Source organism: Prevotella dentalis DSM 3688 (genome assembly GCF_000242335.1).
GTDB classification, from domain to species: Bacteria; Bacteroidota; Bacteroidia; order Bacteroidales; family Bacteroidaceae; genus Prevotella; species Prevotella seregens.
Genome location: NC_019968.1, coordinates 140,744 through 152,124, shown reverse-complemented (window position 1 = coordinate 152,124; position 11,381 = coordinate 140,744). Strand labels below are relative to the sequence as shown.

Annotated in this window: 8 protein-coding genes; 2 read left to right on the top strand and 6 right to left on the bottom strand. The window is 53.4% G+C overall.

Translation table 11 applies throughout. The features are described 5' to 3' along the window. Positions 1-9: 9 nt before the first annotated feature. The 4 genes from PREDE_RS08000 to PREDE_RS07985 form a co-directional block, all read right to left on the bottom strand. A complete protein-coding gene (locus tag PREDE_RS08000) occupies positions 10-2,388 on the bottom strand; it encodes a T9SS type A sorting domain-containing protein (RefSeq protein ID WP_005846329.1) in 2,379 nt (792 codons plus the stop codon). Positions 2,389-2,409: 21 nt separating this feature from the next. Beyond that, a complete protein-coding gene (locus tag PREDE_RS14055) occupies positions 2,410-2,610 on the bottom strand; it encodes a hypothetical protein (RefSeq protein WP_235777530.1) in 201 nt (66 codons plus the stop codon). 210 nt (positions 2,611-2,820) lie between these two features. Then, positions 2,821-4,320 carry an alpha-amylase family protein gene (locus PREDE_RS07990; protein WP_005846325.1) on the bottom strand — a complete coding sequence of 500 codons (1,500 nt, stop codon included), beginning with the start codon at positions 4,318-4,320 and terminating at the stop codon, positions 2,821-2,823. A 142-nt stretch (positions 4,321-4,462) separates the two neighbouring features. After that, positions 4,463-4,900 (bottom strand): GNAT family N-acetyltransferase, encoded by a 438-nt coding sequence (locus tag PREDE_RS07985; protein WP_005846324.1) that lies wholly within the window; start codon positions 4,898-4,900, stop codon positions 4,463-4,465. A gap of 379 nt (positions 4,901-5,279) precedes the next feature. On the opposite strand from PREDE_RS07985, the gene pepT reads away from it, so the two are divergent. Both pepT and PREDE_RS07975 read left to right on the top strand, forming a co-directional pair. Further along, a complete protein-coding gene (gene pepT, locus PREDE_RS07980; RefSeq protein WP_015310354.1) occupies positions 5,280-6,503 on the top strand; it encodes a peptidase T in 1,224 nt (407 codons plus the stop codon). An 89-nt stretch (positions 6,504-6,592) separates the two neighbouring features. Beyond that, positions 6,593-8,845 (top strand): cation:proton antiporter, encoded by a 2,253-nt coding sequence (locus PREDE_RS07975; RefSeq protein ID WP_005846318.1) that lies wholly within the window; start codon positions 6,593-6,595, stop codon positions 8,843-8,845. An 89-nt stretch (positions 8,846-8,934) separates the two neighbouring features. Here the strand turns inward: PREDE_RS07975 and PREDE_RS07970 are convergent, their stop codons facing one another. Both PREDE_RS07970 and PREDE_RS07965 read right to left on the bottom strand, forming a co-directional pair. Beyond that, positions 8,935-10,125: a MalY/PatB family protein gene (locus tag PREDE_RS07970; protein ID WP_005846316.1), complete on the bottom strand. Its 1,191-nt coding sequence runs from the start codon at positions 10,123-10,125 to the stop codon at positions 8,935-8,937. 69 nt (positions 10,126-10,194) lie between these two features. Next, the gene (locus PREDE_RS07965; RefSeq protein WP_015310353.1) at positions 10,195-11,367 is read right to left on the bottom strand and encodes a trans-sulfuration enzyme family protein; all 1,173 of its coding nucleotides are present in this window, start codon (positions 11,365-11,367) and stop codon (positions 10,195-10,197) included. Positions 11,368-11,381: the final 14 nt, after the last annotated feature.

Below are 11,381 nucleotides of genomic sequence, written 5' to 3'. Positions count from 1 at the left end.
AATAAGTTGTTACTTGCTCGAGAGTACTACCTTATGGCTCTTCTTTTCTTTTGAGCCGATTGCCTGAATAATGTATATGCCAGCAGCACAATCTTCCATTGACAGGTCATAATAGCGTTTGCCCTTGGTGCCTTCTTGTCTCAGCACCACTTGCCCCATGGCATCGTAGACAGCAATATTCTGCACGTCCTCTTGTGGGGAACTCACAGAGATTTTTCTTCCTCTTGTCTGGATGTCAATATGCGAGTTATGCCCTTTCTTGATGTCGGGGATGCTATTTGCTGAATGTTTTTTTGTAATGCGATAGATACGGGCATCACTGAAAGGAACATCATATGTAAAACCTGCGGATGAAACAGCAACAGGATTGCCAGTCCATAATTCCTTGATCTCCTCCACACGATCGGCATCCACGCCTAATCGTTCAAAGGGTATGTTGTCTTTAAGCGAAGCAAAGACAGACTTCCCGTAATTGATGGCGGCAAGATACACATACTTATCATTCTCATAGGTCATCAAGTTTTCTGCGTTTTGGCTGGAAGAGGCGTTTCCCTCTACCGGGCGAAAAGCTTGGCAAGTGCGGGGTATCTCGTTGATTTCCTCGTTGATAAGCAGGGCGAGAGTCCTTTCTCTTGATAAGGATGGATAGCCTGCATCCACCCTGTCACTAAAGTTGTCACCTATAATAAAGGAACCGGTTATGACTCCCGAGGTGATGCGTGCCCTGTTTACCCCCTCGCTTTCTTTACCATTTCTATCAAGAGTTTTCATAACCAAGTGATCCGGATCATTGGCGAAATATACTTGGTTGAGCCACCATCCGTAAGAACTATTGTTCATGACATACTTTGTGTTGTCAATAGATCCCCATGCGTCACAACTGATACGACGGCCATGAGCGTAATGGGCTGGGAACATAGGAGCAATGGACAAGAGCAGATATATGTTGTCGCCCGCTTGCTTTCTGAGAAAAGCCATGCCCATGTTGTAGGCTTGCATGCCTGTATAGCACTGGCTGTCATACCAACTGTCCGCCTCTATGGCTCCATTGCTCATAAAGTCGCATTTCAAATACTCAATGCCCCAATCCTTGAATTTCTTCATATCGTGCGCCATAAAGAGCTTGTTACCAGGATGCGTTGGGTCGAGGCAGTAAGCACCGTCTATCTTCTTGTAACTGCCATTTTGCTTGAGCCATAAATCTTTGTATTTATATCTGCCCCCGGTACCTGGTACATCGTTGTTGTCATAGCCGCCAAAATCACAGAATGGTCCGTAATAAAGACCAGGTATCATCTTATTCTCTTTGCAGTAAGCAACGAACTGCTTGATTTGGGCTAAAGAAAGGTTGTCGTTCCACCATGCGTCCAAGCTCAACACAATCCTGCCTTTCTCATCGTGGAATCCATGAATCCTCACATTGTCTTTCAAAAAATCAGCAACATCCATGATGGCGTCGTATGAAATCTTGGTTTGCATGACTCCCCAACTGCTCCAGCCGTAAGGAGTTCCCCCGTCCCATTCTCGGCGAGGGCTGACCATAGCGCAACTCCTGCCGTAGGTATCCATGCCTAACCGCCAGTCATCAAAACAGCCAAACATAAACCTTGCAGAGGTTATCGTTGCAGCCTTTACTGTACCATGGGGATAACTTCTTCTTTCTAGCTGGATGGAGTCATGGCTGTGCTCGTCAGTATAACCAGACATTAATTCCAACTCGTTTATCTTATTGTATTCTGTAGCATTCACATGAATGGCATTTTTCCACAAGTCATGGTCCACAGCCCCCATTACCAACCCATATCGGTCGGCCGGATGATAGATGGCCGTTACATTGTACGAGTTCATATCGGTACGCAAGAAGTTGGCTGCGTAACCAATAAATCCATCATTGTCCCATGGAACCCACAACATACGGTTGGTCTTGTCACCAGGCATAATTGCTTGAGCAGTGGAAGTAGCCAATGGTACAAGATGATTGCTCCTAAGTATCATGGATTCACTTTCTGCCGAAAGTGAGAGCTGAGTGAAAAACAAATCTTTATTGTCATAGAAAGCAAAGGTCTGAGTCATGACGAGTCCGCTTCCGAAGCGATAGACAAACTCATATTTCTTTCCAGTCCCAAAGCAGTCGGCTACCTCTTCTTCTTCAAAGCTGGTGCTGATGGCTTCGGTCGATTTCACGGTGGCGAGCTTGCGGTCTGTCCCATCAAATCCGAAATTGGCAGACGCATAGACGTTTGAGAGAGCCATGCTCCCGTCTTTTTTGATATTCATCAACTTGGAGTTCTTGTCCAAACTGATTTCCCAGTTGCCATGCTTGACCTGTTGCGCTTGTGCCATCAGCGACACAACAAGCAATAACACGATAAATAGATGTCTTTTCATTGCCTTGATTATATAGGTGTATTATTTCATTCGGAATATCATGGCATCCTTGGATGGAAGCGTGATGGCCTCTCCTGCCTGTATATTCTTGTGGCTCCACAACTCCTCAATGCAGTGCGGACTGCCAATACCCATGCTGGACAGAGGTAAGTTAAAATTCATGTCGTGGTCGGTGTAGTTGAATACAGCAAGATAAGTGGTCCCATCTTCATCCTTGCGAATGAAAACATTCTCCGAGTTGTCATTGTTGCCCCCCCCAGTGGACGGAAAGAGCGTCCGGTGGCAATCATGTTGACATCGGGATTGGTCAGGTATTTGCGGGCACGTTCCTTAACGTTCTCGTCTCCCTTGTCACTGTAGTCGTCACCGGTGATAAACAGACCAGTAATGATAGAAGAGGTGATTCGAGCACGATTTTCTCCTTCGGTGGCATCACGCAATACCACATGGTCGGCATCGTTGTATCGGTAAACTCTGTCTATCTTTTATCTTGTTCCATGCGTCGCAGGCAATTCGGCGAGACTGCGCATATTGAGCAGGGAAAATAGGAGAGATGGAGAGGTTGAGATACATGTCGTGGAAAACGCTGTCGAGCAACTGCATGCCATAGTTATAGGCTTCCGTGCCTGTAGTAATGTCCTTTTTGTACCAATGGTCGGCTTCCATGCGCCCATGAGTCATGAAGTCCATCTTTACATATTTATATCCACATTTACGGAATAGCGCGGCAACATCTTCCATCGTCTTCTTGATGGCAGGATGGGTAGGATCAATGGCGTAAGCCCCATCCAGTTCTTGCGGCTTGCCATTGGCATATAAATACACATCCTTATATTTATAGGAGGTTCCCGGCACCTCACGCTCCGGATCCTTTCCCCAGTCGGTGAAAGGAGTCCAATAGATGCAAGGCACCTGGTTGTTGGCTTTGCACTGGTTTGCAAAGTCTTTAAGGTCAGGTTCGCTGAAGCTATTCCAGCCCGAGTCCAGCCCCGTGTAGAGCAGACCGTCGGGGTTGACGAAAGCGTGAGGCTGCAGTTCATTGGCAAAAAACTTCACCACTTCTGTAGAATTGGTATGGTTTACATCGAACGCCAGTGCCCCCCAACTGTTCCAGCCTACGGGCATAGCCTTGCCCCATGCACGGCGTGGGGCTACGATGGCATTGTTGTCCGCGTATCTCTCCATGCCGTCACGCCAATCCTTGAAATGACCAATCATGAATGTAGCCGACTTGATGTCTTTTCCCTTGAGAAATCCGTGGGAACGGGTGTCACGGGTTAGCTTGTCGGCTATGCCGCTGTACATTTTGAGAGACTTTTGCTTGTCGCTCAGTTCCACAGCATTCTTCCACCTGTCGTGATTGACTGCACCCATCACGACCCCGTCTCTCTGACGTGCATCATACACGCTTGTCACCTCATAGCTGCGCAGCGTACTGTCAATATGGGTGGTGGTGGCGTAGCGGATCCAAGCGTCATTGTCGAAAGGTACAAAGAGTTTGCGCCTGTTCTGAGAATAGAGCAAGGTGTCCGTATAGGCTACCACGGGTACCATGTAGTTGGTCTTCAGTTCCTTCGACTTGGACGAAATCTCAATGTCCGTGAGTAAGAAATCCTTATAAATGCGAAAGGTATGAGTCAGCGTAGGATGCCTCTTGGAAGAATAGATAATGGTCCATTTCTTACCTTTCCCAAACCGGTCGTTTATATTTTGTATCTGAAACCTTGGAGCCGAGTACTCCTTGTCAGTAACGATGTTGTTGTCGATACTGTATTCAGCATGGACGTCACCGGCTATTTCCTGTCCGGCGTGATATACCTTGATACCGTTAGAATACTTTAATTCCCAATCGTTGGACTGAACGCCAAACTTGTTTCCACATGACCACAAACCTATGGTTAGCACTGTGGCAACATAGAATATTTTCTTCATGATGGTTTGACAAATGGTTTTAGTTGTTCGTCTATTCTACGGGCAAAAGTAATCAAAAGATGAGGGACGGGCAAATCGCACCTCGTCAAAAAATAGCAATCCCTTGTTTGTGGGAAAAATATTATATTCCTTACTACATTTATTATAATTTCATTTTGAGTATCGGGAAAGGATTGCCGAGTTCGTCGGTCTCTGTTCTATCGAAGACGTGAAAGCCCATTTTCCGATAGAATACGAACGCGTTGGGATTTTGTTCATTAACATCGACATAGCATGTTTTGTATTCATCAATGGCAAGCCGGACAAGTCTTTGTCCTATGCCTTTCCTGAAATGCTCGGGCGACACAAACTGCATTTCGATCTTGTCTCCCGAGATACCCATCCATGCGACCGGTCGCCCTGCGTCGTTCACAACGAACAGGTTGACCGCCTTTATTCCTTCCCGGCAGACGGGGCCGAGGTTCCGAATATCTTGCTCTGTCAGGAAATGATGGGTTGCCCGTACAGACCTCTCCCATACATCTACCAGGGCATTGAGGAGTTCGTTTGTCCTTGGCGGATTGGTAACTAAATTCTTCATAAGCGATTGATTTGTGCTTCCTTGTCGTGTGAGAAATCATCATAAACGCTTGTTCGGTTTGGATAAATTGCTTATCTTTGCCGCTGTACTAAATCGTTTACGGTGCAAAGATAGCATCTTTCAGGCTATCATGCAGATGATTGGTTTCTTTTTGATACCACTAAACACGTTTTAACGTTTGGAAAGAGCTGCTTTGAAATGCACCTTTAATATAAAAAAGAAATGACGATGGAAAGAATGATGACAAGAAAAGCGGTAGCATTTTCGCTCATGGTTCCGGGTTGCGGTTCTGCAAGTTGCAGGGACAAGTCTTGTTGTGAGCCCAAATAAGAGCACTCGTTTCAGCATTCAATTCCATCTTAAATACATTTTCGACCTTATGGATATTACCGAAAGATTCATTAATTACACCAAGTTCGACACACAGTCGGCCGAGGATTCCCAAACGGTGCCCAGCACATCCAAACAACTTGTCTTTGCCCGCTATCTTAAAGAAGAGCTTGAACGGGAGGGTCTGACCAATGTGGAGATGGACGACATGGGCTACATCTATGCCACTCTGCCGGCCAACACCAAGAAGAAGACGCCGACCATCGGCTTCATCTCGCACTACGACACGGCACTCGATGCCAGCGGTGCCAACGTCAAGGCCCGTGTGGTGAAGAGCTACGACGGTGGCGACATCGAGCTCTCGCCGGGCATTGTCTCCTCCCCAAAGAAGTTTCCGGAGCTGCTGGCCCATCGGGGCGAAGACCTGATTGTGACCGACGGCACCACCCTGCTGGGGGCCGACGACAAGGCGGGCATTGCCGAAATCGTGCAGGCCATGTGCTGGCTGCGCGACCACGACGAGGTGAAGCATGGCGACATCCGCGTGGGCTTCAATCCCGATGAGGAGATAGGCATGGGTGCGCACCACTTCGACGTGGAGAAATTTGGCTGCGACTGGGCCTACACCATGGACGGCGGCGACATCGGCGACCTGGAATACGAGAATTTCAACGCCGCAGGGGCCAAGGTGAGAATCAAGGGTGTGAGCGTGCATACGGGCTACGCCAAGGACAAAATGGTGAATGCCAGCCGACTGGCCTGCGAGTTCAATGCTTTCATTCCCGAGACCGACATCCCCGAAAACACCGAAGGCTATCAGGGATTCTACCACCTGATGGGCATCGACAGCCGCTGCGAGGAGGCCAAGCTGAGCTACATCATCCGCGACCACGACCGCAAACGCTTCGAGGCGCGCAAAGATTTCATCGAGGACATTGCCCGCAAGATGAACGAGAAATACGGGGAGGGAACGGTGACCGTGGAGCTGAAAGATCAATATTACAACATGAAGGAGAAGATAGACCCCAACATGTACGTCATCGACATTGTGCTCAAGGCCATGCAGGAAACGGGTGTCACGCCCAAGGTGGAGCCCATCCGCGGCGGCACTGACGGCGCACAGCTCTCGTTTCGCGGACTGCCCTGCCCCAACATCTTTGCCGGCGGCGTGAACTTCCACGGTCCTTACGAGTTTGTCTCCGTGCAGGTGATGGAGAAAGCGGTGCAGGTGATTACCAAGATTTGCGAGATCACGGGCACGTTCAACGATTAACCCCCACCCCGCTTCCCTTTTGCCAAGCCTCCCCAAGCCCTCTGTCAAGGAGGAGACGGGGGAGGCTTGCGCTTGAATATACTGCTGATATGGCCGAACTTCCCAACCTCGTCAAAGACCTGGCCCTCATTCTTGTCGTGGCCGGAGCCGTGACACTCCTGTTCAAATGGCTGCGCCAGCCCCTCGTGCTGGGCTACATCGTGGCCGGTTTTCTGGTCTCGCCCCACATGCCCTACACCATGTCGGTGATGGATAAAGTGGATGTACGGATCTGGGCAGACATTGGCGTGATGTTCCTGCTCTTCTCTTTGGGACTCGATTTCTCGTTCAAGAAGATACTCAAAATGGGGCTCTCGCCTGTCATTGCGGCCCTCACCATCATTTTTTCGATGATGATGCTGGGGACCATGATGGGGCACGCGTTCGGCTGGAGTCGCATGGACTGCATCTTTCTGGGCGGCATGCTGGCCATGTCGTCCACCACCATCATCTACAAAGCCTTCGACGACACCGGGCTTCGGCAGCAGCATTTTGCCGGTTTGGTGATGAGCGTGCTCATCCTCGAAGACATGCTGGCCATCGTGATGATGGTCATGCTGTCGGCCATTGCCAGCGGCAACAACCCCGACGGCGGACAGATGCTTGGAGCCGTGCTGCGCATCGGTTTCTTCCTCATCCTGTGGTTTGTCGTGGGGCTCTTCGTCATCCCCTCTTTCCTGCGCAGCACCCGCAAGCTGATGACCGACGAAACCATGGTCGTGGTGTCGCTGGGCCTGTGCTGCCTGATGGCCTGGATCTCCACCACGGTGGGCTTCAGTCCGGCATTCGGGGCTTTCATCATGGGCAGCATCCTGGCCGAAACTGTCGAGGCCGACAAGATTATCCGGCTTGTGGAGCCTGTGAAGAGCCTTTTCGGAGCCATCTTCTTCGTTTCGGTGGGCATGCTCGTCGACCCCAAAGTGCTTGTCGACTATGCCCTGCCCATCCTTGCTCTCGTGGCGACCATCCTGCTGGGACAGGGCGTGCTGGGCACTGCGGGCTTCGTGCTGAGCGGCCAGTCGCTCAAGACGGCCATGCGCAGCGGCTTCTCCATGGCGCAGATCGGCGAGTTTGCATTCATCATTGCCTCGCTCGGACTGTCGTTGGGGGTCATCAGCAACTTCCTCTACCCCGTGGTGGTAGCCGTCTCGGTCATCACCACATTCCTCACCCCCTACATGATTCACGCGGCCGACCCCTGCTATCAGCTGATAGAACGGCGGCTGCCCAGGAAGTGGACGCGCCGCCTCGACCACCTGGGCGCAGCCCATCAGCATACTGCACAGGAGACGAGCAACTGGAAAAAGCTGTTGCGAAAGATGGGTACCAACGTACTCATCTACACCATCTTGTGCACGGCCATCACCGCGCTCATGCTCACATTCTTCCTTCCTTTCATCCGCCATATCCTGCCCCACTGGTGGGCCAACGGCGTGTGCGGCGTGCTTACACTGCTGATGCTCTCCCCGTTCCTGCGGTCGCTCGTGATGAAAAACAACCGCAGCGAAGAGTTCAAGGCCCTCTGGATTGAGAGCCGGTTCAACCGATTGCCGCTGATGTTTACCGTTCTGGCACGGGTGTTCATCGCCGCCGCCATCCTTTTCTACATCTGCAACTATCTGGCCCGTTTCGCCAATGCCATTGTCATTACGCTGGCCTTGGTGGTCATTGTGCTCATCATCCTGTCGCGAAACCTCAAGAAACGCTCCATCCGTCTAGAGCGCATGTTCATCAAGAATCTGCACAGCCGTGACATCGCAGCCCAGGTTCAAGGTCGCAAACGACCGCTCTACGAGGGGCGGCTGCTCGACCGCGACATCCACATCTCCGACTTCAACGTGCCCGAAGACTCGCTCTGGGCCGGACAATCGCTGATGCAACTGCGCTTTCGCAACCGTTTCGGCGTGCACGTGAGCAGCATTCTGCGCGGCACGCGACGGCTCAACATCCCCAACGGCGAAGCCATCATCTTCCCCGGCGACCGCCTTCAGGTGATTGGTAGCGACGAGCAGCTGCAGCTCTTTGGACAATCCCTGAAAGGAGAGCTGGTGGCCGAAGACAGCCACATTGAGGAGCGAGAAATGAAGTTGCAGAAGCTGATTCTCTCCATGCAGTGCCGTTTTATAGGCAAGACACTGCGCGAAAGCGGCATTCGCAACGACTTCAACGTGATGGTGGTCGGCGTGGAAGAGGGGCAGCAAAACCTCACCCTCATCAACCCGGCACGCCGTTTTGAGCACGGCGACATTATCTGGGTGGTGGGCGAACGCCAGTCGCTCCAGGCACTGATGGCCGTCTGCTGACGCATGTGCAGCCGTCTGCCGACACGAAATAGGCCTCCTGCCGATGCCGTGGCACCAACAGGAGGCCTGTTCAAGAAGATATTCCCGCCCTACTCCTGACGGCAGGCGGCCACCGCCCCGGCCAAGCGGCGCACCCCCTGCTCGACGTAGGCACGGGGCGCACCCACGTTCAGGCGCATGAATCCCTCGCCGCCGGGGCCGAACATCTCACCGTCGTTGAGAGCCAAACGGGCCTTGTCGACAAAGAGATCGATCAGCCGGTCGTGGGTGAGGTGCAGGTCGCGGCAGTCGAGCCACACCAGGAACGAAGCCTGGGGACGCAGCGGCCGCACACCGGGAATGTGCTCGCGGCAAAAGTCCTCCACAAACCTGATGTTGCTTTCCACGGCCGCCAGCATCTGTCTGCGCCACTCCTCGCCTTTGCGGAACGCCGCAATGGTGGCTATATGAGCAAAGATATGGGCCTCGTCCAGCTCGTTGGCCTTGAGCCAGCCATAGAACTTTTCGCGTATCTCCGCCTGGGGCACGATGGCATAGCTGCTCACGATGCCGGCAATGTTGAACGTCTTTGTGGGGGCCTGAAAGGTGATGCTGATGCTGGCTGCGCGGTCGGAGACGCTGGCAAAGGGGATGTGCTTGTGGCCGAAGAGGGCCATGTCGGCATGTATCTCGTCGGAAACAACCAGCAGATGATGGTCGCAACAGAAGTCGGCCAGCCGCTCGAGCGTCTCCCGCGTCCAGCAGATGCCGCCCGGATTGTGGGGATTGCAGAGGATGAGCACCCGGCACTTGTCGTCGCATACACGCTCCAATCCCTCGAAATCCATGTCGTAACCGCCGTCTTCGCGTAGCCGCAACGGGTTCCACACCACTTCTCGGCCGTTGGCCCGCGGCGTGAGGAAGAACGGATGGTACACCGGCGGCATCACGATGACCTTCTCGTCGGGCTGCACAAAGAGGTTGCAGACCATCCCGATGCCCTTGACAATGCCGGGGATGAACGACACCCACTCGCGCCGAACGTCCCACTGATGATGGCCGAGCACCCAGTCGTGGATGGCCGGAAAGTAGTCGGCCGGCTCCACCGTGTAGCCAAAGATGGGGTGGTCGAGCCGTCGGCGCAGGGCCTCCACGATGTCGGGACACACGGCAAAGCCCATGTCGGCCACCCACATGGGCAGCAAATCGTTGCGCCCCCAGCGCGGCAACAAGGCCTCGTGCATCAGGTCTCCCGTGCCGCGCCGCTCGATAACGGTAGAAAAATCGTAGTTTGCCATCATGCTGTCATTTTAGATTTGAAGATACGAATCCCTAATTTTGAATTTTGAATTCTGAATTTTGAATTGCCCTCAGCCCAGTGCCTGCTCGATGTCGGCCATGAGGTCGTCCACGTCTTCCAGCCCGATGCTCAGGCGAATGGTCGTGTCGAGGATGTCCATGGCGGCCCGCTCGGCCTCGGAGAAGTTGCCGAAGATGGTGCTGGCCGGGTGTATGGCCAGCGTGCGGTTGTCGAAAAGGTTGGTGGCGCGGTGGATGAGCGCGAGCCGATCAACAAACCGAAAGCAGGCCTCCCGGCTCTCCAGGTCGATGCAGACCATGGCTCCGGCCGTGTCGCCAAACTGTCGACGGGCCAGCGCATGGAACGGATTGTCGGGCAGCCCCACGTAGTTCACCCGGCGAATCTGCGGCAGCGCCTGCATGCGGCGGGCCAGTTCCAGCGCATTTGCCGACTGCACCCGATAGCGGGCGTCGAGTGTTTCGAGGCCCATAGTCTGCAAAAAGGCCACGTTAGGATTCATATAAGCCCCGAGGTTGAAGAGCATTTCGTTTTTCATCGTCCCGGCAAAGCCGGGCGTGGTGCCATAGTCGATGACCAGCCCGCCCAGCGACGTGGCGCCGCCGCTGACGTACTTCGTGCTCGACACCACCTCGATGTCCACGCCCAAGGCATGGGCGCCGAACTGCGTGAAAGGTATTGCCGTGGTGTCGGCCACGAGCGGAATGTGGCGGGCGTGGGCTATGCCGGCCAGCTCTTCGAGGCTGGCCACCTCCATCTGCGGGTTGGTGAGTATCTCCAGAAAGAGGCAGCAGGTGTCACCGTCTACCAGCCGTGCCACCTCGGCGGGCCGGGTGAGGTCGGCCAGACGCACCTCCACCCCGAAGCGTCTGAGCGTGGACGTGAAGAGCGAATAGCTGTTGCCGAAGAGGTGCCTCGACGTCACCACGTTCTTGCCCTGCGCTGCCAGCGACATGATGGTGTTGCTGATGGCGGCCATGCCGCTGTTGAGGGCGATGACGGCCGAGGCTCCCGTCACGGCCTTGACGCGCTCCTCGAAGTAGCGTGTCGTGGGATTCTCGCAGCGGCCATAGTCGGGAGCATCGATGCGGTTGCAGAAAGCGTCGCTCATGATTCGGGCATTGTCGAACTCATAGGCCACGGCATTGTAGACGGGCATGCTCAATGCGTCGAACGCATCCCGGCGGACATAGGGCAGGTGGATGGCTTGTGTTCGCTTCTTCATGGGAAAAATCGTTT